Origin of the sequence: Promicromonospora vindobonensis, from assembly GCF_042685865.1 — a bacterium.
Classification (GTDB): Bacteria; Actinomycetota; Actinomycetes; order Actinomycetales; family Cellulomonadaceae; genus Promicromonospora; species Promicromonospora vindobonensis.
On record NZ_JBHUOG010000002.1, the window covers coordinates 1887892 to 1910688 of the forward strand.

Here is a 22797-nt window from a genome sequence, read left to right on the forward strand (position 1 = left end):
CCTCATCCTGTCAGCCTTCGTGCGGCTGCTCGGCACGCCCCCGGCCGAACATCCGCCAGCCGCGGACCACGCCGCGCGGGTCGGGAACAGCGGCGTCAGCGGCCTCGAAGCCCGCGTCGTCGTCGAGCGGGACGACGTGCAGGCCGAAGTCCGCGAGGATGACCGGGATCGCGCGGATCGCCGCGCGGTCCTTCTCGCGGTCGCTCTCCGACAGGTCGTCCCAGGGCCGCAGGTCCGGGTGCAGACGACGGACGTCGTCCCGCTCGGGCCCGTAGGCCCAGCCGGCGGCGAGCTTCTCCGCCGTCCATCGTGCGTGCTCGTCGACCGCCCGCGCGTCCACCACGGGCTCGGGGATCCGGCCGTGCTCGGCGTCGCCGGCGGGCGCGACGGTGCAGCCCATCTGGCGCAGCCGGTCGGGGATGGCCCGCACCTGGGCCCGGTTCGCGGCCCGCAGGTCGTCGGACAGGTCCGCCCACGAGACCATCGCAGGGGTGCTCTGCCAGGCGACGCCCCGCGCACGCTGGTTGCGCAGGTAGGTCAGGTGCGCGGACACGGCCATCAGGTCGTAGACGTCGTCGTGCACCAGCGCACCGGGCGCGGTCGCCTTGCGCAGCAGCGTGCCCGGCTCGACGACGTCGAGCCGCCCCCCGAGGTCGTCGAGGATCGCCCCGTCGTGGGTGCCGAACAACCCGCCCAGCCCCGCGAGCCGGTTGAGACGGAGCACCACAGCGCCCTTGCCGGCCCGCCAGAGGTCGCTGTCCCGCAGCGCGTTCCGGAGCGCGTCGCCGTCGTCGTCGTGGCACACGTAGACCCGCTGGGGCGCGCCGAGGGCCCGCACCTCGGCGAACGTCTCGACAGGGACGAGCCGGCACGCTGCGCGCACGCCGGGCCAGCGCGCCCGCAGCGCGCGGGCGGCCTCCTGCGCGCCGGGCCCGACGAGGCTCACCGTGAGGGGCTCTCCGCCGGAGGCGATCTCGACGCTCCGCAGGCGCGCGAACGCGACGACGAGCGCCCGGCCGAACGTCCCGTGCCCGACCACCGAGATGTGCGGGGCGGCACCGCGGGCGACCGTCTGGTCCCGCCGGGCCAGCGAGCGGGCGACCAGCTCGCCCAGCGTGAAGAAGTCGACGCCCGGCTGCGGGTGGCTCAGATGGCGGGCCTGCAGCGCCAGCGCGAGCTCCGGGTCGCTGACATGGGCGTTCAGGCGCAGCCCTGGCAGGGCAGGGTCCCGCTCCGCGCGGCTGGCGACCGCCACCGTGAGCACGTTGACGCCTGGCTCGTCGTCCTCGCCCTCGCACGCGTACAGCACGGCGGCACCGGACACTCCTGCGTTGCGCAACGACTCGGCGTCCCCCGCCGCCGTGCGCGCGACGAGGGTGCCCCGCGCCGCGAGCGCCGCTGCGATGACGCCGGCCGTCGGCGTCCGCCCGACGACTATCGCGTGCCCGCGCAGCCGGCGGGTGCGCATCAGCGCGAACTGGTCGGCGAACAGGGAGCGCACGGCCTCGAAGACCGCGGAGCCGGTGGCGACAGGGGCGAGGAAGCGTGCCGCCTGCAGCTGCCAGGGCAGGTCGCCGCCCTCGTTCGTGGCCTCGGCGCCGAGCACGAAGAGCTGGACGGAGTAGTAGACGACGTCCCACCCGGTGGTGCCCCAGGCGAAGCCCGGAGAGGTCCGGTAGATCCAGAAGCCCCACAGGCCCAGCCCGAAGGCCACCCCGAACAGCACGGCGAAGCTCGCGCGCACCCACGACCGGCGCACGCGCAGCCGGCGAGGTCCGCCGCGGGGAAACACCAGCTCCGGAGCCGCCATCTCGTGCCTCCCTCATCCGACCCGCCAGGGCACCTGACGGTGCATTTCAGGCTGAAGGTCGCTAGCGTCATGACCAGCGGCGACACTACACACCGGGGGTACATTTCTCTCCGGTCCGCAACATTCGCCGAGGAAAGGCTGCGGGGGCAAGGATGACCGACCGGAGAGCCCGCGGCCTGCTGCCCACCGCCCGAGCGTCCGTGGCACCGCGCACCGACCGGTACGACGGGTTCCTGTCCTACAGCCGCGACTCCGACGGCGAGTTCGCCCCGGACTTTCACGCGCAGCTCCTGGAGTTCGACAAGCGCGACGGCGTGCCCGACCTCAACATCTTCCTGGACCGGACCGGCCTGGCGAACAACCCCAGCCTGTGGGACGCCATCGAGCGGAAGCTCGAGCGCTCGGACTTCCTCATCCTGTTCGCCTCGGAGGGCGCCGCCAGCTCCCACTACGTGGCCAAGGAGGTCGCCTGGTGGCTCGACCACCGGGAACCCGAGACCCTCTTGGTGGCGTTGACCAGCGGCAAGATCGTCTGGAACCAGACGGCGAACGAGATCGACACGATCAGCACCACGGCGTTGCCTGCGCCGCTCGCCGAGCGGATCGACCACGAACCCAAGTGGACCGACCTGACCCGGCTGCGCCAGCGGCGCAAGTTCGGGCGGCAGCACCCGGACCGGGCCACGGCGCTCGCAGAGCTCGTCGCCCCGCTGCGCGGCCCGGACGTCAGCACCGAGGAGATCCTCAGCGCCCATATCGCTCGGCAGAGCTCGGCCGGTCTGCGCAGCCGTCTCGCGATCACGGCCCTCGGCGCCATGCTGGCCGTGTCCGTCGCCGCGTTCGGGTATGCCGCGCAGGAGGCGTCCCGCGCGAACGATGCGGTGAACGCCAACGCCGCCCACCTGCTCGGCGCGACGTCGCACGTCGTGCACCAGGACGACCCTGCGACGGCGCAGCTGCTGGCGGTCGAGGCGGTCGGGCGGCTCCGGGACGGGCAGACCCGCACCGCGCTGTTCAACGCGGTCACGGCGAACGAGCCCGCCGACCCGTACCTGCTGCGCACCGTGGACGTGCCGGAGGAGACCGAGCTCGCCGACGTCGCGCCGACCAGCACCGGCGTCGTCGGGCGGACGGACACGGGCGACCTCGTGCGGTGGAACCCCGACGACGGCGAACCCGCCGTCCTGCGCGGCGACCGCACCCCGTTCCGCACGGTGACCGGCTCGGGCCACCCTGGACCCTTCGTCGCAGGGAGCGCGGACGGCATGGTCGTGGCCGCTGTGGACGACCTGGGGGTGACCGTCGGCCGGTTCGGGCCGCTGCCCGATGGCAGCACCAGCCGCCAGACGCACCTCGACCTGCCGGGCGCGACGGCGGTGGCGGTCACGCCGGAGGGCGACATGCTCCTCATCGCGTGGCACGACGCCACGACCGGCGCGAACCGGATCGGCAGCATCAAGCTGGCCGGACGCGACCTCACGGTGCTGGAGTCCGACGCCGGGTCGCAGCGCCCCCACGAGCAGCGCCTGGCGTTCCACGCCAAGGCGGACACGGACCTGGCGGTCACGTCCCTCGCCGTCGGCTCCAGCCGCACCCTCGCCGTGGCGGACGCCGCGGCGGGCACCCTCGAGGTGCGCAGCCTCGACACCCTGGAGCCGACCGACGAGAGGACCGTCGACCTGCCCGACGGCGCCGTCCCGTCGCCGTCCCTGCAGGACTGGGCGACCCTCCGCTCGGACGCGAAGGGCACGACGGTCACGGTGCACCGCTGGGCCGACGGTTCCGTGCGCACTGCCGACTGCCCGGTGCCGCGCGTCTGGTCCGACCCGGAGGTGGTCGCGATCGACGACGAGGCCACGCGCGCCCTGGTGGCGACCGACAGCGGGCTGGTCGCGTGCGAGATCTCCGGGGACACCGACCTGCGGCGGACCTGGCACCTGTCCGGCATCCGGCGGACCGGCCCGCCGGTCCTGATCGGGACGGACCGCGTCGTGGCGGCGTCGGACGGCCGGATCGCGCTGTGGTCCACCGCCGGCACGCACGGTGACGTGCCGCTGCCGAGCGCGGCCGGCGCTGCAGCGGCCGCGCGGACCACGACCGCCGGGGAAGCCGGCACCGACGGCCCGGCGGCGGTCCTGGCCACCTACCGGGACGGCTCGACGGGGCCTGCGAGCAGCGCGGCGTCCTGGTCGGACGGCACCGTCACCATCCACGGCCACGGCACGGTGACGCTGCCCGCTGGGAGCCACGACGCCGGCCGGCCGCTCCTGCCCGTCTGGCTCGACCAGGACCGGCTTCTGCTCGTCACCCCCGACGGCAACGCCTACCGGACCGACGGGGGCACCACCGCAGGGTACGAGGCGGGGTTCCGCGACCTGGTCGCGCCGGGTCTCGACGGGGGTGACCCGGCCTGCGCCACCATCGTCAGCGCCGAGCGAGCGCGCCAGGACATCCTCCTGGTCGACGCGTGCTCGGGCCTGCACCTGCTCGACGCCGGGCTCCAGGAGCGCGCCGTGCACGTCCCGGGGCCCCTCGGCACCACGCCGCGCCTCGAACCCGAGTGGGCGGCGCCCGGCCGCGTGGCGATCGCCGACGACGGGAGCCAGGTGGCGGTAGCGCCGCGCGACTTCTCGCTACGCGTGGCCGACCTCGACGCAGCGGTCCGGGGCGAGACGGACGTGTGGACGGTGCGCGGCAGCAGCGTCGCCCAGGTGCACATGATCGGCGGCACCGAGGAGGAGGCACTGCCGGTCCAGGACACCGCGCAGGCGCCCGGGCCGGACCAGCTGGTCACGCTGGGTGTGGACTCGGCGGTGCGCCTGCGGTCGGTGACCGGTCCGGGTGATCCGGAGGTGCTCGACCTCACCGGCACCTACGGCGACGTCATGGCGGTGCTGCCAGGGCCGAACCTCGTGGCGCGCAACCGCGGCCCGGCGCTGGCGTTCTTCGACATCGAGACCGGCCAGAAGGTCGGCGAGCTCGCCACCAGGCTGTATGCGCCAGGCGGCGAGGTGGCGCCGAGCGACGTGCACGCCGCCGACGGCCAGCTCCTCGTGGTCCAGGACCACGGTGTCACCACCGGCTGGACCTTCTCGGACGACCAGATGATCGCGCGGGCGTGCGCGATGGCGGGGCGGGAGGCGACGACGGCGGACATGCCGGACGGCGTCACCCTGGACGACGCCCCGGCCTGCGCCACCTGACAACGCCGTCGAGTGCTGGATATCTGCTCCTCGATGATGCACAGAGGCGCAGACAACCAGCACTCAACGGGGGGTCAGGACTCGAGACGCTTGGCCTCGTTCTCCGTCTCGTCCGCCTCCTCGTCGCGGCCCTCCTTGCGCAGCACGCTGGTGAGCGAGCGCATCGAGACGGCGGCGTCGGACTTCGCGAGGTCCGACGACGTCCCGCGCAGCTTGCCCCACAGGTTCATCGCCTCCTCGGCGACCTCCAGCACCTGCGAACGCTCCTTGCCGCCGATCGCCGACGTCGTGAACGTCTCCAGCGCGTGCTCGAGCACCTCGCGCTGCTTGGTCGGGTCGTCGTCGTCCAGGCTCTTGTACAGCTGGACGGCTTCGCCGAAGAGCTTCGTCGTCGGCTTGTCCTGCTCCTTCGTCGCGGCCTGGCTGCCGAACGACAGCAGCGCCACGGCGAGCTTCGACACGGTGCTCCCGGCCTCGCCGGGCAGCTTCTCCGCGCCCGAGGCCACGAGCTGGTGCAGCCTGGCGGCCGTGCGCGTCTCGAGGTTCTCCTCGCGCTCCGGGGTCTCGTCCTGCTCAGGGGCTTTGTCCTGCTCGGAGGCCTTGTCCTGCTCGAGAGCTGCTGCCGGCTCGGAAACCGCCACCTGCTCGGTTGCCGCCACCTGCTCCGGGCCCCCGTCACGCTCGACGACGTCCAGCGCCGTCTGCGGCGTCACCTCGGGCGTCGTCTCCCCTGCTGCGGTGACCTCTGCTGCGGTGACCTGCGCCGCCTGTGCCTGCTGCGGCATTGCGTCCGTGCTCACTCGTTCCTCCTGTCCACGGTGCGACGAAACTACCAGAACGAGCGTTCAGTCCGGTATGCACCGCAACGCGGCCACGACGGCGTGTACGCCTACCTCGCGACGGCGCGCACCCAGTACCGTCAGCCGCCATGGAGACCTGGTCCCGCGCCGCCGCCCGCGACCTCCTCGGGGAGGCCCGTACGCGGCATGCCCTGGGCACGGACGCGCTGACCGAGCGCGGTGCCGCCCCTGAACGCGTACGGGTCGCGTACCGCGCCGTCCGGGACGCCCGGGTGCTGGCAGAGCTCGCCGAGGTTCCCGTCGACCGGATCCGCGAGGTCAGCACCGGGCGGGTGCGGGTGGGGCCGGTCGAGGCAGCGGGGTTCCGCACGGTCGCCCATCTGCTGGGAGCGACCACCCAGGAGCTCGACGCGATCGGCGGCGTCGGGCCGAAGACCGCCCGCCTGCTCCGCGAGGCCGCCCGGCAGATCTTCGACGCCGTCGACGAGGCCCTCACCTTCCGGATCGAGCCGGACCCGGACGATCCGCTCGTCACCGACCTGGTACGCGCTCTGCACACCCACGAGCAGGTCGCCCGGTTCTTCGACGCCTGGGGCGAACGGACCGACGTCGACGTCCCGAAGCTGGCCCGCCTGGCCGAGGTGGGAGCCGTGCGCGCCACGCTGGTCAAGCGTCTCTTCGCGGGCCGCGAGCGCACAGCGGCGGCAGACACCGCGCTGGCCGTGCTCCGCGAGACGGTGGACGGGCTGGACGCCTCCGGGGTCACCGACGCCCTGCGACGCCTTGACCGCACGCTGACCGGCACGTCGGACGCGGAGGTCTGGCGGGACTACGAGGCCCGTGCCGCCGCCTACTACACAGCGCTCGGCGAGCTCGTCGACCTCGGTATCGACGTGGAGGCGGCAGAGGGCTACCTGCCGGAGGAGGTGGTGGACCAGGTCACGGCACAGGACCTGGACACCTCGCTCCTGACGGTCTCGCTGCGCGGGTACCAGGCGTTCGGCGCCCGGTACGCCCTCGTGCAGCGGCGCACCATCCTTGGCGACGAGATGGGGCTGGGCAAGACCGTCCAGGCCATCGCTGCGATGGCGCACCTCGCCGCGCGCGGCCGGCGGCACTTCCTGGTGATCTGCCCCGCGAGCGTCGCCGCGAACTGGGCCCGTGAGGTGGCCGCGCACTCCCGGCTCCCGGTCCGGGTGCTGCACAGCGACGAGCGCGACGCCGGCATCCGCACCTGGGTGGCCGACGGCGGCGTCGGTGTCGTCACGTTCCCGCAGCTCGGCCACCTGCGCGCCGAGGGACTGCCCCGGCCGGCCCTGCTCGTGGTGGACGAGGCGCACTACGTGAAGAACCCGCAGGCCCAGCGTTCGGAGCGGACCGCGGACTGGGCCGGGGCGGCCGAACGGGTGCTGTTCATGTCCGGCACGCCCATGGAGAACACCGTCGACGAGTTCCGCAACCTGGTGCACTACCTCAAGCCCGACGTCGCGGAGTCGATCGACCCGGCGGCCGGCCTGGCGGGCGCCGCGGCGTTCCGCCGGTCGGTCTCCACGGTGTACCTGCGGCGCAACCAGGAGGACGTGCTCACCGAGCTGCCCGAGCTGGTCCAGGTCGACGAGTGGGAGCGGTTCGGCAAGCACGACGGAGCCGCCTACCGGCGGGCGGTGCTGAAGCGGTCGTTCGCGGACATGCGCCGGGCCGCGTTCGTCCAGGCCCCCGAACCGACGGCGAAGCTGGTGCGGCTGCGCGAGATCGTCGCCGAGGCGATGGACAACAACCGCAAGGTGGTCGTCTTCTCGTTCTTCCGCGACGTGATCGAGACGGTGCTGGCCGAGCTCGGCCCGCTCGCGATCGGGCCCATCACCGGTTCCGTGCCTGCCGGACGGCGGCAGGAGCTGGTCGACGAGTTCACCCGGGCGCCGGAGCCGAAGGTACTGGTGAGCCAGATCGAGGCCGGCGGCGTCGGGCTCAACATCCAGGCGGCCTCCGTCGTGATCCTGTGCGAGCCGCAGGTCAAGCCCACCGTCGAGGCGCAGGCCATCGCGCGAGCGCACCGGATGGGCCAGGTCCGCACCGTGCAGGTGCACCGGCTGCTCGTGGAGAACAGCGTGGACGAGCGCCTCCTGGAGATCCTCGGCACCAAGGCGGAGCTGTTCGCCGAGTACGCCGGCCGCTCCACGGTGGCCGTGACACCGGGCGCGACCGACGTCGCCGACGCCGAGCTCGCGCGGCGCATCGTCGAGGAGGAGCGCGTCCGGCTGGCCGGGCAGGCCGCATAGGACCGGTTTTGCTCGCGGCCGGCGCCGCGACCTGTTGGGATGGACCCATGCCCACCACTGCCCTGAACCGGGGCCCCGTCCAGGCCGCTGAGCGATCCCCCGCGCCAGACCTCGCGCGCGGCTTCATGCTCCTGCTGATCGCCGTCGCCAACACTCCGTTCTACCTGTGGGCCGGCGAGACGGCGGGGCTCACGTCCCACCCCGTCGACGGCTCGATGGCCGACAAGGTGGCCGCCTTTCTGATCATCGTTCTCGTGGATCTGCGGACCTACCCCATGTTCGCGTTCCTGTTCGGTTACGGGATGATGCAGCTCTACAACCGGCAGGTGTCGTCGGGCACCTCCGAGGACGCTGCCCGTGGGCTCCTGCAGAAGCGCAACTGGCTGCTGCTCGCGTTCGGGTTCGTGCACGCGGCGCTGCTCTGGATGGGTGACGTGCTCGGCGCGTACGGCATCGCAGGGCTGCTCATGGTCTGGCTGTTCTTCCAGGTGAAGGACCGCACGCTGATCGTGTGGACGGGGGTGTTCGGCGGCCTGTTGACGGTCGGCACGCTGCTCGCCGTCGTCGGGGCGTGGTTCACCGCACAGCTCCCCGCCGACGACCCGGTGGCCGAGGAGCTCGCTTCCGGCCTCGCGTCGTCCACCGGGGCGATGACGTCGACGTCGTACCTCGCTTCCATCCCTGAGCGTGTGCTGTTCTGGGCAGCGGGAAGCGTCGGCCAGGGCGTGCTCATGCTCGTGGTGCCGATGATGCTGCTGCTCGCGTTCTGGGCCGGGCGCCGCCGCATCCTGGAGAACCCGGGCGAGCACCTGCCGCTGCTGCGCCGCGTGGCGGTCGTCGGTATCGCCGTCGGTTGGCTCGGCCCGCTGCCGTCGGCTCTCGACCACGTCGGCGCCCTCTCGGTTCCCGACCATGCCGCCTGGGTCTTCATGCCCGTGCAGATCCTGACGGGCTTCTTCGGCGGCCTCGGCTACGTCGCGCTGTTCGGCCTGATCGGCCACCGGGTCGCCCGGCGCCGCAGCGGCGTGCCGTCCCGCAACCTGCTGGTGACGGACGGGCCGTTCGCGGGCGCGGTCGAGGCGGTGGGCAAGCGGTCACTGACCTCCTACCTGCTGCAGTCCGTGCTGTGCGCGCCGGTCCTCGCCGCGTGGGGGCTCGGGCTCGGGGAGCACCTCAGCTCGTGGAGCATGATGCTGTACGCCGTGGCCGTCTGGGCGCTCACGGTCGGGTTCGCCGTCTGGCAGGAGCGCACGGGCCGCCGCGGGCCGGCCGAGGTCGCACTGCGCAGGCTGACCTACGGCCGTCCGCGGCCGGCTCCCGTGCAGGTCTGACGGCGGACGGGCCCGCACGGGAGGCAGGGTTACGCGCGGAACGAGTCCACGGCGTCGTCCTCGCCGTCGCCGTCGGTGTCCACGGAGATCGTCTGCGTTCCGCCGGCGGTCTCCAGGACGACGTCGGGCCGCCCGTCACCAGTGGTGTCGTACAGCTCGACGTCGGGGACTCCGTCGGCGTCGTAGTCCTCGAACTGGGCGTCCACCACGCCGTCGCCGTCGGTATCTGCGGTCTCGACGTCCGTGATGCCGTCGCCGTCGAGGTCGTGCTTGCCGGGCTTGTCGGCCAGGAACTCGGACACGTGGGACTCCTTGCTCGGAAGTGCTGCTCTGGGTGCTTCCCCGATCATGCACCACGCGGGGCGATGCCCTGGCGACGCCCGGCTGCCGGACACCGAGATTTCACCTCTTTCCCCTCGCGGGTGAAATACCCGGAAGCATAGATTCAGCACATGCCGATCCAGGTACGCGAGACGCGCCATCGCGCCGTGCTCCTCACCGCCACAGCCGCCGCCACCGCATGTGCTCTCGCCCTCGCTCCGGGGACCGCCGTCGCGGGGGTCGCACCCGGCGCCGGCACCGACCCGGGAGCTCCCGCGCAGGCCTGGTCGGTCGACCTCACGACCCTCGACGCCGACGACGCGGGGGTGCGTCACCAGAGCGGGGCGCTACGCCTCGAGCCGTCCGGAGCGGGTGCCTCGGTCTCGGCATCCGCGGAAGCCGGAGCTGAAGCCGGCGCCGGGGCCGGCCCTGGCACGCACCGGGAGGTGTCGGGCCAGCTCGTCGCCGAGCCGATGGCCCTCACCTCCCCCGCGAGCGCCGTCGCGGCCGACGTCGACGCCACCGCGCCGGAAGGGACCTCCGTGCTGGTCGACGTCCGCGGGCGGCTCACTTCCCAGGGACCCGACTCCTGGACCGAGTGGGTCCCGGCCGGCTCCCCGCTCCCTGCGCCGGCCGAGACGGTCCAGGCCCGCGTGACGCTCGTCGGCGAGGCCCACGTGAGCCCGGCAGTGCGGGCCGTGACGCTCACGCCCGCCGTCTCCCGGTCGCGGTCCCTGCAGGAGGCGGAGACCGAGGCAGCGCCTGCGTCCGGAGAGGACACGTACCGCGTCTTCGCCACCCGCGAGGGCCTGGTGGGCGGGACCACGGCGAACGGGCACGTCATCAAGCCACGGGACCACTTCGTCGCGCTCCCGTCGCGGCGCGGCCTGTCGGCGAAGAACTCGGGGAGCTACTCGGTGCGGGTCTGTGCCGCCAGCACCGGGCGGTGCGCGTACGCGCCGGTCTGGGACGTCGGCCCGTGGAACACCACCGACGACTACTGGAACCCTGCGGGGACCCGTCAGTCCTGGGCCGATCTGCCGCAGGGCCGGCCACAGTCGCAGGCCGCCTACGAGGACGGCTACAACGGCGGGCTCGACGGGTTCGGCCGCCGGGTCGCCAACCCTGCAGGGATCGATCTCGGGGACGGCACGTTCTGGGACGGCCTCGGGCTGACCGACAACGCCTGGACCACCGTGACCTATCTCTGGACCGGCTCAGGGCCCAAGGGGATCGTCCGCACCAGCGGTGGGCCGCTGACCGTGCGGTCCGGTCCCGGCACCGGCCGCGCCGCCGTCGGGCACGCGGGCAACCACGCGAACGTGGTGATCGAGTGCACCGCACGCGGCACCACCGTGACCGGCACGTTCGGCACCACCAATCTGTGGAACCGGATCGGACCGGGCAACTGGGTCTCGGACGCCTACGTCAGCACCGGTTCGGATGCGCCGGTGGCGCCTGCCTGCTGACCTGCGTGTTTTCCTTCCGCGCAGACGTCGGGGCATGGAAGACTGCCGCCGGAGCGAGCCACGCAGGTCCCGGGTGGCCGCGAGATTCGATGGAGGATGCTCGTCTCGTGAACGCGACCGGAGAGTTCGTCGCAGACTTCGCCGTTGCGATGATCGCGGGCCTGCTCGTGGTCATGATCGTGGCCATCTGTGCCACGATCTGGCGGCCGGGCCGTGGCCCGGGCCCCACCGTGGTGATCGTGGCCAGCGCAGCGCTCGGCCTGGTGCTGGCGGTCGTCTCGCTCGTCCTGCACGACAACGTCTGGCTGATCGGTACGGCCGCGGTGCTCGCCACCGGGCTGCTCGGCGCCTGGCTCATCGCGCTCCGGTCGGACGGCAGCAGGAGCCGCTGAGCGGCGCGGTCCGCCGACGGGTCACTGGTAGCCGCGGATCTCCTTGAACGCCGCGCGGATCGAGGTCTGCGCCGCGTCGAAGACCCGCCCGCCCGTCAGCGTCGCCACCGACTCCATCTCGCGGACGTACCGCTCGTCGTCCCCGAGCATGACGATGAATGTCGGCGTGCCGAGGGACCCGCTGCTGCTGGCGCCGAAGTCCGCCTCGAACGCGTCGAGGCCGAGGCTCGGGTCGTTGTTCTCCCCGTCCGTGATCAGCACGATCGACGTGTAGTAGCCCTCTTCCTCCGCCTGCGAGCGTTCGACCAGTGCGTACGCCTCCGCCAACGCGGCGTAGATGGCCGTCCCGTCGCCCGCGGGCACGAGGTCGGACACGTGGTCGCGGAGCGGGCTGAGCTCCTGGGGGTCAAGCTCCGGGTCGGCGAGGCTGAACTGCGCAGGATCCCCTGGGGTGGTGTCGTACGGCAGGATCGTCACGCGCTCCCCCTGCCGGAACCGCGCGAACTCCCCGGTGATCGACGTGTCGTTGCCCGTGAGGTCGCCGAACGCCTGCCGGAGCTGGTTCATGGGCGCTCCCGACATGGAGCGCGACGTGTCCAGCAGGTAGATGGTGTGCGCGGGGTCGCGGTAGTCGCGCAGGTAGTTGTCGATCAGCCCGTTGGCGGTGTTCAGGTCTTCCGGCAGCGGCACGGGGACGGGGTCCATCGACGGGACCGAGTCGTCGTCGGGCACCCCGCTGTCCGTCGCCGTGCGGCGGTGGGTCGTCCCGGAGATGCGCTCCTGGGTGTCCTGGGCCGTGAGCCACTCGGTCATCAGGTCGTAGGCGTCCTGCTGGTCCGGGGACAGCAGCTGGACGGGGTAGTCCGCGTACACCGTCCGCTCCGGGTAGATGATCACCAGGTCCTCGGCGAGCGCTCCGGACCCCGCCAGGGCGATCAGCTCGGACTCGTAGTTGACTATCGCGTCCGCCTCGTCCTGGTCCGCGACGAACTGCTCGGTGAGCCACTGGGAGCTCCCTGCGGTCCGGACGAGGCCGGAGAACAGGTCGCCTGCTCGGGCGGGATCGACGTCCTCGAGGTTCAGGTCGTCGCCGTTCCGGTCGAACCCTGACGCGACCCCCACGAGTGCCGAGAAGCCCGAGTTCGACGTCGCCGGATCGGTCATGAAGAAGGACACGGAGCCTTCGGCGGCGCGGTCCGCGATCTCGTTCCAGGACACCGTGCGGTCCTGGGTCCAGCCGAGCCGCTGGGCGACCGAGCTCTTCACGCCGAGCACGACCGGCGAGCGCATGGTCTCACCGCTCTGCGTCACCCACGGCTCCTCGGACGCCTCCGCGAGGGCTCGCTTCTCGTCCCAGAGGAGCTCCATGTAGTCGTTCGACGAGAACCACGCCAGGTCGCAGTCGGTACCGCCGGCTGTCCCGCACCGCGCGCCCCCGTTGACGATGGCGTCGGCACCCTGCAGGGTGCCGACGTACGTCGGTTCGAGGGTGATGCCCGTAGCGGCCTCGAGGTCCGACATGAGCTCGTCGTCACCCATGACGTCCGCGAGCTCCGAGCCGGCGAGGACCCGGAGCGTCACCGGGTTCCGTGGCTGCTGGTTGATCCAGAACACGATGATCGCCACCACCGCGACCAGCCCCACCGCGAGCCCTGCCATGAGCGGTGTGATGCGGACGCCATCCTTGCGAGCGTCCCGCTTCGGCTCCGTCTCCACGTCGTGCCCTTCCCGACCAGACCGGCGGGCCCGCCGGAGCTCCGGCTACGCCCTGACGGCACGATCGTGGCATATGGGGCGGAAGGTGCACTCCGGATGCGCGGCCGGCACCAACCGTTCATCCGATCTTCATGTGGTGCTTGCCCGGCCTCGCCGCAGCGTCAGCGCCAGCCCCACCGCCGCGACGCCGACGACCGCGGCCGCCAGCGGGGGCACCGCCGTCACGCCCGAGCCGGCCACGACCAGCGACCCGAGCCCGGCACCGACGGCGATACCTCCGTTGAACAGCACCGGGATCAGCGCACCGGCGAACGAGCGTCGCTCCGGTCCGGCGAGCCGCAGGATCAGCGTCTGGGCGAAGGGCGGCATGCCGCCCGAGACGACTCCCCACGCCACGACCACCGCGATCCCGACCGCCGGGTGCACGCCCACCACGCCGAGCCCCAGCACGGTGAGTGCGGTTGCCGTCACGCTCACCACGAGTGCCGGCCCGCTCCGGTCGCCGAGCCGCCCCGCCAGGACCACCCCCGCCGCCGAGGCGAGCCCGAAGACGAGCAGCAGCGTGCTCATCCCGCCCGGCAGCGCGTCTGCGGGCGGCTCCGTCAGCCGGGTGATGTAGGTGTACGCGCCGTAGTGGCCCACCAGCACCAGGGCGACCAGCGCGGTCACCGCCAGCAAAGGCCCCATGCCCCCTCGGGGCGCACCGGCGAGGGCTCCGGCAGGGGTCGCAGCGCCGTCCGGCGGCGCGTCCGGTGGGGTCGCACGCGCGACGACCAGCCGGACGGCGACCGCACCCAGCAGGCCGAGCACCGCGAGCGCCCAGAAGGCGGCCCGCCAGCCGGCGGCGTCGGCGACGAGCCGCGCCAGCGGCGTCCCCACCACCATCCCGAGGGTCGCCCCGCCGAGCACCACGGCCACCGCGCGCCCGAGGAGGCGGTCGGAGACCAGGTCTGCGACGTGCGCGTTCGTGGTGGCCCACAGCAGCCCGACGGCGGAGGCCCCCAGGATGCGCGCACCGACCGCCAGCTGGAACGTCGGGGCGAGCGCCGTCAGGGCCGACGAGAGTGCGAGGACGGCCAGCCCGCCTGCGATCACGGCACGCCGGTCCCGTCCGCGCGTCAGCCGGACGAGCGGGAAGCTCAGGACCACCACGACCGCTGCCCACACGGAGACCAGCAGCCCGGTGCTCGACTCGGCGACGCCCAGACCGGTGCTCATCTGCTCGAGGACGGCGGTCGGCAGCATCTCGGCCGTGACCATGAGGAGCGTCCCGCCGCCCAGCACCAGCAGGGAGGGCCAGGGCAGGACGTCGGCGGATGACGACGGACGGGTGCTCTGGGGCGGGTCCGCCGCGACCGGCTGGGCTGGGGTAATACCTGTTGTCTCCATGTCGGCAACGCTAAAGTTTGACACTGGTGTCAATGTCAAGCGCTACCCGGAGGCAACCATGAAGATCGGTGAGCTCGCCGCGCGGACCGGCGTGACGACGCGGCTGATCCGGTACTACGAGCAGCAGGACCTGCTCGAGGCGGACCGCGCGCCCAACGGCTACCGCACCTACACCGAGGCCCACGTGGAGCGGGTGTCCCGCGTGGCGGGCCTGGTCCAGGCCGGTATCCCGACGCGGCTGGTCAAGGTGCTGCTCGACGCCGAGCTCGCTGCCGCGTGCGACGAGCCGACCTGCCCGCGCGAGGTGGCCGAGCAGCTCGCCACGGAGCTCGTCGGCGTCCAGGCGCGCATCGACTGCCTGACCCGGAGCCGGGACTCGATCCGCTCGTTCCTGAAGGCGACCCAGAACGAGGTGCTGCTCCGGGAAGCAGAAGAGCCCGCGGTCGCCGTCTGACCTGTAGGCAGGCAGACCGCGACCGCGGGCTTCTCGGAACCGGAGGAATCATTCCACCCCGAGCAGGACCTCCACCGCACGGCTCAGGAACGCGTCCACCGAGGCCTCGTCGTAGGCGTCCGCACCGCGCGCCCGTCCGAACGTCGCCGACCGGATGTCGCCGGCCGTCAGCGGCTCCTGCCGGTCGAAGTACCCGATGAGCCGGTCGCACAGGTCGTCGACGTCGTCCTTGTCGTAACCCTGCGAACCCCGGTCGGCCGGCGCGAACTTCTCGCCGTCGGGCCGCCCCAGGCGCCCGTACAGGGAACGCGCGCGCTCGGCGAGCGCGTTCATCCACGCCTGCTGACCGTGCGCCGCCGCATACTCGGCGCGCTGCCGGGCGATGAACGCCGCCTCGAGCCGGTCGAGCGCCGCGTCGACCTCGTGGGTGTTGTACCCACCACGCGTCAGGTCGAACGTGGACGCCTGGATGTCGGCGCTGGTCAGCCGGTCCATGGTGCGTCCTTCGTACGCCTGTCGGGCGTGCTCGAAGAACTCGTCGACCTCGTCCTTGTCGTACCCGGTGCGCATCGCGGGAACGCTGTTGAACATCCCACTCACTCGTCGTCCTCCTCAGCCGCAAGCTGCCCGCAGGCCCCGTCGATATCGCTCCCGCGGGTATCACGGATCGTGGTCGGGATCCCGTGACCGCGCAATCGTGCCACAAACTCGTCCTCGACCTCACGGTCGCTTGCCGTCCAGATCGAACCCGGCGTGGGGTTGAGCGGGATCGGGTTCACGTGCACCCAGCCGCGGCCGCGAGCGTTGAGCTTCTCGCCGAGCAGGTCCGCCCGCCATCCGTGGTCGTTCATGTCCTTGATCAGCGCGTACTCGATGGACACGCGACGCCCGGTGACCTCGAAGTAGTTCCGCGCGGTGTCCAGGGTCTCGTCCACGCTCCAGCGGGTGTTGATCGGCACCAGCTCGGAGCGCAGGTCGTCGTCGGGCGCGTGCAGCGACAGCGCGAGCGTCACCGGGATGCCCTCCTTGGTGAGCTTCTGCATGGCCGGCACCAGGCCGACCGTCGAGACCGTGATGTTGCGGGCCGACATGCCGAAGCCCTCCGGCTGCGGCGCCACCAGGGCCCGCACCGTCTCGATCACTGCCTTGTAGTTGGCCAGCGGCTCGCCCATGCCCATGAACACGAGGTTGTTCAGCCGGGTGACACCGCCCGGGATCTCGCCGTCGGCCAGGGACCGGAACGCCGCGCGGACCTGCTCGAGGATCTCCGCGGTCGAGAGGTTGCGGGTCAGGCCGAGCTGGCCGGTGGCGCAGAACGGGCAGGCCATGCCGCAGCCCGCCTGGCTGGAGACGCACAGCGTGGTGCGCTGCGGGTAGCGCATGAGGACCGACTCGACCTTGGCCTCGTCGAACAGGTGCCACAGGGTCTTGACCGTGGTGCCGCCGTCGGCCTCGAGCTTGCGGGTGGGCCGCATCAGCTCGGGGAACATCGTGGTCGCGAGCGCCTCCCGGGACTTCGCCGGGAGGTCCGTCATCTTCGTCGCGTCGCTCGTGTAGTGCGTGAAGTAGTGCGTGGCGAGCTGCTTGGCGCGGAACGCCGGCTCGCCCGCCTCGACGACGGACGCCACCCGCTCCTCGGGAGTCAGGTCGGCGAAGTGCTTCGGCGGCTTGCCGCGGCGCTTCGGTGCCATCTGCAGCGGGATGGCAGGGGTCTCGTCCGAGGGTCGGACGACAGGCTGGGCAAGGGGAGTTTTCATCAGGCAACCACCGAGAGCACGAGATAGACGAAGGGCGCTGTGATAATCATCGAATCGAGGCGATCCAGCACGCCCCCGTGCCCCGGGAGCAATGAGCCCATGTCCTTCAATTCTAGGTCACGCTTGAGCAGCGATTCCGCGAGATCGCCCACAGTCGCAGTGATGGCGGTCATGACGCCGAGCGCGATGCCGAGCACAGGGCTCTCGCCGAGCCCGTACACCGCTCCCAGCACCCCGACCGCCGTAGCCAGCACGATCGAGCCGGCCAGGCCCTCCCACGACTTCTTGGGGCTTACGGTCGGCGCCAGCGGATGCCGGCCCAGCATGACTCCGGCGATGTAGCCGCCCGTGTCGTTGGCGACCGCCAGGAGGATGAACAGCACCACCCGGATCTCGCCGTCGGGCTGCGCCAGCATCAGGACCACGAAGCCGGCCAGGAACGGCAGGTACGCGGCGGCGAAGACGGAGGCGGCGGAGTCCCGCACCGCGCTGAGGCCGGAGCCGTCGAGCGCCCGCCAGACCACGGTCGCCGCCACCGTCAGGACGAAGGCGACGAACAGCGCCTCGGCGCCGCCGCGGTACGCCGAGACGATCATGCCGGCGGCCCCCACGAACAGGGGCACCATCGGCAGCCGCAGCTCCCGGCGCGCGAACGCCTGACGCAGCTCCCACAGCCCTGCCCACATCAGGAGGACGACGAGGAGCACGAACGGCTCGGGCCGCCAGTACAGCGACGCACCGACGATCCCGAGCAGGCCGACGCCGACCAGGATCGCGGCAGGCAGGTTACGGCCGGCACGCGACTGCTTCGGGACCGGCGCGGACTCGGGCTCGGGCTCAGGGCTCACAGCGATGTGCGCATTGTCTCGCTCTGTTCTGTCTCGAGGCGGTGCGGACATCAGACCTCGAGCAGCTCGCTCTCCTTGCTGGAGAGCAGCTGGTCGATGATGTCGACGTGGCTCTTGGTGAGCTTGTCCAGCTCCTTCTCCGCGCGCGTGACCTCATCCTCGCCGGCCTCGCCGTCCTTGACGATGCGGTCCAGCGTCTCCTTGGCCTTGCGCCGGATGTTGCGCACCGACACGCGCGACTCCTCGGCCTTCGCCTTGGCGAGCTTCACGTAGTCGCGGCGGCGCTCCTCGGTCAGGGAGGGCAGCACGATGCGGATGGCGTTGCCGTCGGTCGCCGGGTTCACGCCCAGGTCGGAGTCGCGCAGCGCCTTCTCGACAGCGGGCACCGAGCTCTTGTCGAACGGCGCGACCAACACGGTCCGCGCGTCCGGGATGTTGAACGACGCCAGCTGCTGCAGCGGCGTGGGCGCGCCGTAGTAGTCGACGGTGATCTTGCTGAACATCCCCGCGTTGGCGCGACCGGTGCGGATACCCGCGAAGTCCTCCTTGGCGACCTCGATCGCCTTCTCCATCTTTTCCTCGGCTTCGAGGAGGGTCTCGTCGATCACCACTGCTCCTGTCATTCGTCTACGGGTGGTGCCGGGGCCACTCTACGGACACTTTGCCCGGCTACCGAAAGGATCGCGCGCTTCGCGGACCGTGCCGACCCGCGGGAGTGAATCAGCGTGAGGTGATCAGCGTGCCGATGGGCTCGCCGGCCAGCGCACGGGTGACATTACCTTCGCCCTCCATGCCGAACACGCGCATCTGGACGTTGTTGTCGCGGCACATGGCCAGCGCCGTGTCGTCCATGACGCCGAGCCGGTTGACGAGGGCGTCGGTGTACGTGAGGTGGTCGAGCTTCTTCGCGTCCGGGTTGCGGCGCGGGTCGGAGTCGTACACGCCGTCGACCCCGTTCTTGCCCATGACCACCTGCTCGCAGTGCGTCTCCAGCGCGCGCTGCACCGAGACGGTGTCGGTGGAGAAGTACGGCATGCCTGCTCCCGCACCGAAGATGACCACGCGGCCCTTCTCCATGTGCCGGATCGCGCGCAGCGGGATGTACGGCTCCGCGACCTGGCCCATGGTGATGGCGGTCTGCACGCGCGTCTTGACGCCGGCCTGCTCCAGGAAGTCCTGGAGTGCCAGGCAGTTCATGACGGTGCCGAGCATGCCCATGTAGTCGGCGCGGGCCCGGTCCATGCCTGCCACGCTCAGCTCGGCGCCACGGAAGAAGTTCCCGCCACCGACGACGATGGCGACCTGCACGCCGTCTCGCACGGCCACGCCGATCTCCTTCGCGATGCGCCGGACCACGTCGGCGTCGAGCCCTACGCTGCCGCCGCCGAATGCCTCGCCCGACAGCTTGAGGAGCACACGCCGAGCCGGCCTGCCCTCCATGTCCACCGCGAAGTCCTGGGTCGCCTCGTCGCTCACTGGTCCGTCACCCTTCGGTCGTCACTACCGGGACACTGGCTCTTCCGGAATACTGCCCGACTCGCGGGCAACACACCTCTGCGCGGGGCAGAAGCGTCCGGACCGGCCTCGAGCCCCCTGGTGCGAAGTGGAGCCGAACCGGCTCTACACCGCACCAAAAGTATCGAAGTCGCACCGGGCTCCCGAGGAGCCCTGTGTGCGGGCCGGCCCGTGAGGGACCGGCCCGCGTATGCGTCGGCCCGGCCCGCGCCGAAGCGCGGACCGGGCCGACCAAGCTGCGTCAGGAACCGACGCGGAAACGCACGAACGCGGTCAGGGAGCCGTTCACGGCGGCGACGTGCTTGCCGACCGTGGTCTTCGGGTCCTTGGCCAGCGGCTGGTCGATGAGCACGACCTCCTTGAAGAAGCCGTTCAGACGACCCTCGACGATCTTGGGCAGCGCGGCCTCCGGCTTGCCCTCGTTCTTCGAGGTCTCCAGAGCGATCGCCCGCTCCTTCTCGACGACGTCCGCCGGGACGTCCTCACGCGTGAGGTACTTCGGGGCCATCGCGGCGACGTGCTGCGCGACGTCCTTGGCGACCGAGGCGCCTGCCTCGTCGGTGACGACGAGGACACCGATCGACGGCGGCAGGTCCTTGGCCGTCTTGTGCAGGTAGGTCGTGACCTTGGGGCCCTCGACCCGCGCGACGCGGCGCAGGACGATCTTCTCGCCCAGCGTGGCGCCCTGGGCGGCGATGAGGTCGGCGACGGTGCCCTCGGCGGAGGGAGCGGCGGCGGCCGCGACCTCGTCGGTGGCGCCGGCGGCGGCGGCAGCCTCGAGAACGGCCTCGGCCAGCGAGATGAACTTCTCGTTCTTCACGACGAAGTCGGTCTCGGCGTTCAGCTCGATCATCGTGGCGACCTGACCGGCCGCCGTGTCCTCGACCTTGACGGCCACGAGGCCCTCTGAGGCGGTGTTGCCCTCGCGCTTGGCGGCGCGGGCGAGGCCCTTGGTGCGGATGATCTCGATGGCCTTCTCGGCGTCGCCGTCGGCGGTGTCAAGGGCCTTCTTGACGTCGAGCATGCCTGCGCCGGTCCGCTCACGCAGCGCCTTGATGTCAGCGGCGGTGTAGTTCGCCATTGTTCTGGTCCTCCGTGCAGTCGTGTTGTTCGTGGGAGGTCTAGCGACCCGAGGGGCGGTGCGCTGACCGGGCCCGGACGAACCGGGCCCGGTCAGCGCAGCACGTCACTTCTCGGTCTCGGCAGCCTCGGCGGCCTCAGCAGCCTCGGGAGCGGCCTCGGCGGCCTCGGGAGCAACCGCTGCGACAGCCTCGGTGGCCTCGGGGGCGGCGGCCGGGGCGTCCTCGACGGGCGCGGTGACCTCGGGGGCCGGAGCCGGAGCGGCCTCGGCGGCCTCGGCGGCTTCGACGACCTCGGCGGGAGCAGCCGGGGTGGCGGCGTCAGCAGCCTCGGCGGAGGCCTCGGCGACGGTGCCCTCGTCGGTCGCGGCCGGGGTCTCGACGGTGCCCTCGGTGCCGGCCAGGAGCTCGCGCTCCCACTCGGCCAGCGGCTCGGCGGCGGCCTCGGCCTCGGCACCGGTCTTGCTGCCACCGGAGTGGCGCTGCATGAGGCCCTCGGCCACGGCGTCCGCGATCACGCGGGTGAGCAGCGTGACGGAGCGGATCGCGTCGTCGTTGCCCGGGATCGCGTAGTCGACCATGTCGGGGTCGCAGTTGGTGTCGAGGATCGCGACGACGGGGATGTTCAGCTTGCGCGCCTCGTCCACCGCGAGGTGCTCCTTGTTCGTGTCGACGATCCACACGGCCGAGGGAACCTTGGCCATGTCACGGATACCGCCGAGCGTGCGCGCGAGCTTGTCCTTCTCGCGGCGCAGGACCAGGAGCTCCTTCTTCGTGAGGCCCGAGGCCGCCACGTCGTCGAAGTCGATCTCCTCGAGCTCCTTCATCCGCTGAAGGCGCTTGTGCACGGTGGTGAAGTTCGTGAGCATGCCACCGAGCCAGCGGTGGTTCACGTAGGGCATGCCGACGCGGGCAGCCTGCTCGGCCACCGGCTCCTGTGCCTGCTTCTTGGTGCCGACGAAGAGGATCGAGCCGCCGTGGGCGACCGTCTCCTTGACGAAGTCGTAGGCGGTGTCGATGAAGCCCAGCGACTGCCGGAGGTCGACGATGTAGATGCCGTTGCGCTCCGTGAAGATGAAGCGCTTCATCTTCGGGTTCCAACGGCGGGTCTGGTGTCCGAAGTGGACACCGCTCTCGAGGAGCTGGCGCATGGACACGACGGCCATGACACGTCCTTTCGGTGCGGCCCGAGATCAACTCGGGTCCTCCGCACACATTTCTGGGCGACCCCGGGTGATACTCCCCCTGGGCCGCGGTTGGGTTGGTCTGGCACCGTCGTTACCTCGGTGCCCCTGACGCCACGCCGTGCCCGACGCCGACCCTGAGGGCCGGACCGCTGCCGGACGCGACTTGCTGTGACGCGCGTTGTCGATCGGGTGCTCTCCCAGCTGGGCAGACTGTCAGCGAAGCTGTCCGTGTGCCCGACGGGAGTTCATGCCGGTCGCGGGTGGAAGTCTACCCGACCAGCCCTTGCAACGAGGACCTGGCCACCGCACCGTGACTGTGACGTCGCGCGCTGCCCCCGTCGCACCGGTTCCGGCGAGCTCTCGGGGGCCGGCCGGGACGACGTCGGAAGCTCGACCGGGCGATGCAGAGCCCCTCGTCACGGCACCAGTACGCGGCGAGCGCGACCACAGGAGGCACCTGGGCTCACCCGTGCACAGCCGGCCGTCGCACCCCTTTCGGCACATGCCGGCCCCGGTGATGCTCGCTGCATGACGCCTCCTCCCACCCCGGCCCCCGGGCGGGTCCTCGGCCGGGCCCTCTCCACCCTCCTGACCGTGCTGCTCACGGTCATCCTCTCGGCCCCCTTCGCCGTGACCGCACCCGCCGCCGCCGTGCGCTCCGGGCCCGACGTCGCGCTCCGCGCGGGTGTCGACATCGGGCCGGCCGGTGGCAGCGGCAGCGGTGTTGGCGCCGGCTCTACCGGCTACGTGCCGCCCGTCGCGGGTGTTGTTCCGCCGTCCGGCGTGGAGCGCAGGTTCGACCCGCCCGCTGAGGACTGGGGAGCGGGGCACCGCGGAGTCGACCTGACCGCCCCGCACGGCTCGCCCGTGCTGTCCCCCGGCCCGGGTGTCGTGACGTTCGCCGGGCAGGTGGCGCGGCGCGGGGTCATGGTGGTCACCCATCCGGACGGGCTGCGCACCAGCCTGGAGCCGGTCGCCGCGTCGGTCCCCGTCGGGACCGCCGTCGCCGCCGGCACGACGATCGCCGTGGTGGAGGGTGGCGCGGCAAAGGGCGGGCGCCCCGGCGAGGACGGGCACGCGGAGGGCGAGCACCCGAGCGGCGGCACGACGCCGAGCCACTGCGCGCCCCGGTCCTGCCTGCACTGGGGTGTGCGACGGGGCGAGCGCTATATCGACCCGCTGTCCCTGCTGTACCGACCGCCGATCGTGCTCCTACCGGACCGCTGACGCCGGGCGCGGACGCCGGC

The 22797-nt window shown here is 71.9% G+C and carries 19 protein-coding genes; 7 read left to right on the forward strand and 12 right to left on the reverse strand.

The window, feature by feature from the left end:
* Positions 1-10: 10 nt before the first annotated feature.
* Positions 11-1810, reverse strand: coding sequence for a RyR domain-containing protein (locus tag ACFS27_RS21700; RefSeq protein ID WP_377187344.1), 1800 nt, complete (start codon positions 1808-1810; stop codon positions 11-13).
* A gap of 152 nt (positions 1811-1962) precedes the next feature.
* Here ACFS27_RS21700 and ACFS27_RS21705 point away from each other — a divergent pair, with 152 nt between their 5' ends.
* Positions 1963-5013 carry a hypothetical protein gene (locus ACFS27_RS21705; RefSeq protein WP_377187347.1) on the forward strand — a complete coding sequence of 1017 codons (3051 nt, stop codon included), beginning with the start codon at positions 1963-1965 and terminating at the stop codon, positions 5011-5013.
* Positions 5014-5087: 74 nt separating this feature from the next.
* Here ACFS27_RS21705 and ACFS27_RS21710 read toward each other — a convergent pair whose 3' ends face one another.
* Positions 5088-5813 (reverse strand): hypothetical protein, encoded by a 726-nt coding sequence (locus ACFS27_RS21710; protein ID WP_377187350.1) that lies wholly within the window; start codon positions 5811-5813, stop codon positions 5088-5090.
* Positions 5814-5941: 128 nt separating this feature from the next.
* Between ACFS27_RS21710 and ACFS27_RS21715 the strand changes: the two genes are divergently transcribed.
* Positions 5942-8092, forward strand: coding sequence for a DEAD/DEAH box helicase (locus ACFS27_RS21715; RefSeq protein ID WP_377187353.1), 2151 nt, complete (start codon positions 5942-5944; stop codon positions 8090-8092).
* A 47-nt stretch (positions 8093-8139) separates the two neighbouring features.
* A complete protein-coding gene (locus ACFS27_RS21720) occupies positions 8140-9423 on the forward strand; it encodes a DUF418 domain-containing protein (protein ID WP_377187356.1) in 1284 nt (427 codons plus the stop codon).
* Positions 9424-9452: 29 nt separating this feature from the next.
* Here the strand turns inward: ACFS27_RS21720 and ACFS27_RS21725 are convergent, their stop codons facing one another.
* Positions 9453-9725, reverse strand: coding sequence for a hypothetical protein (locus ACFS27_RS21725; protein WP_377187359.1), 273 nt, complete (start codon positions 9723-9725; stop codon positions 9453-9455).
* 150 nt (positions 9726-9875) lie between these two features.
* Between ACFS27_RS21725 and ACFS27_RS21730 the strand changes: the two genes are divergently transcribed.
* Together ACFS27_RS21730 and ACFS27_RS21735 are read left to right on the forward strand one after the other, a co-directional pair.
* Positions 9876-11213 carry a hypothetical protein gene (locus ACFS27_RS21730; RefSeq protein ID WP_377187362.1) on the forward strand — a complete coding sequence of 446 codons (1338 nt, stop codon included), beginning with the start codon at positions 9876-9878 and terminating at the stop codon, positions 11211-11213.
* 107 nt (positions 11214-11320) lie between these two features.
* Positions 11321-11605, forward strand: a complete 285-nt coding sequence (locus tag ACFS27_RS21735) for a hypothetical protein (RefSeq protein WP_377187365.1) — start codon at positions 11321-11323, stop codon at positions 11603-11605.
* Positions 11606-11626: 21 nt separating this feature from the next.
* Here the strand turns inward: ACFS27_RS21735 and ACFS27_RS21740 are convergent, their stop codons facing one another.
* A complete protein-coding gene (locus tag ACFS27_RS21740; RefSeq protein ID WP_377187368.1) occupies positions 11627-13321 on the reverse strand; it encodes a vWA domain-containing protein in 1695 nt (564 codons plus the stop codon).
* Between the two features lie 129 nt (positions 13322-13450).
* The gene (locus ACFS27_RS21745) at positions 13451-14710 is read right to left on the reverse strand and encodes an MFS transporter (RefSeq protein WP_377187371.1); all 1260 of its coding nucleotides are present in this window, start codon (positions 14708-14710) and stop codon (positions 13451-13453) included.
* Between the two features lie 58 nt (positions 14711-14768).
* Between ACFS27_RS21745 and ACFS27_RS21750 the strand changes: the two genes are divergently transcribed.
* Positions 14769-15164, forward strand: coding sequence for a MerR family transcriptional regulator (locus ACFS27_RS21750; RefSeq protein WP_377187374.1), 396 nt, complete (start codon positions 14769-14771; stop codon positions 15162-15164).
* Between the two features lie 48 nt (positions 15165-15212).
* Here ACFS27_RS21750 and ACFS27_RS21755 read toward each other — a convergent pair whose 3' ends face one another.
* The 7 genes from ACFS27_RS21755 to rpsB all read right to left on the reverse strand — a co-directional run bounded on the left by ACFS27_RS21755 (position 15213) and on the right by rpsB (position 21529).
* Positions 15213-15755 carry a DivIVA domain-containing protein gene (locus tag ACFS27_RS21755; RefSeq protein ID WP_357471144.1) on the reverse strand — a complete coding sequence of 181 codons (543 nt, stop codon included), beginning with the start codon at positions 15753-15755 and terminating at the stop codon, positions 15213-15215.
* Positions 15756-15760: 5 nt separating this feature from the next.
* The gene (gene rlmN / locus ACFS27_RS21760; protein WP_377191122.1) at positions 15761-16855 is read right to left on the reverse strand and encodes a 23S rRNA (adenine(2503)-C(2))-methyltransferase RlmN; all 1095 of its coding nucleotides are present in this window, start codon (positions 16853-16855) and stop codon (positions 15761-15763) included.
* Positions 16856-16920: 65 nt separating this feature from the next.
* Complete coding sequence (locus ACFS27_RS21765; protein WP_377191124.1) at positions 16921-17775, reverse strand: phosphatidate cytidylyltransferase; 855 nt, start codon at positions 17773-17775, stop codon at positions 16921-16923.
* A 44-nt stretch (positions 17776-17819) separates the two neighbouring features.
* Entirely contained in the window at positions 17820-18377 is a 558-nt protein-coding gene (gene frr / locus ACFS27_RS21770) for a ribosome recycling factor (protein ID WP_377187377.1), read from the reverse strand.
* A gap of 112 nt (positions 18378-18489) precedes the next feature.
* A complete protein-coding gene (pyrH, locus tag ACFS27_RS21775; RefSeq protein ID WP_377191126.1) occupies positions 18490-19209 on the reverse strand; it encodes a UMP kinase in 720 nt (239 codons plus the stop codon).
* Between the two features lie 316 nt (positions 19210-19525).
* A complete protein-coding gene (tsf, locus tag ACFS27_RS21780; protein WP_377187380.1) occupies positions 19526-20365 on the reverse strand; it encodes a translation elongation factor Ts in 840 nt (279 codons plus the stop codon).
* A gap of 105 nt (positions 20366-20470) precedes the next feature.
* On the reverse strand, positions 20471-21529 hold the full coding sequence (gene rpsB / locus ACFS27_RS21785) for a 30S ribosomal protein S2 (RefSeq protein ID WP_377187383.1): 1059 nt from the start codon (positions 21527-21529) through the stop codon (positions 20471-20473).
* Positions 21530-22078: 549 nt separating this feature from the next.
* Between rpsB and ACFS27_RS21790 the strand changes: the two genes are divergently transcribed.
* Complete coding sequence (locus ACFS27_RS21790; RefSeq protein WP_377187386.1) at positions 22079-22777, forward strand: M23 family metallopeptidase; 699 nt, start codon at positions 22079-22081, stop codon at positions 22775-22777.
* Positions 22778-22797: the final 20 nt, after the last annotated feature.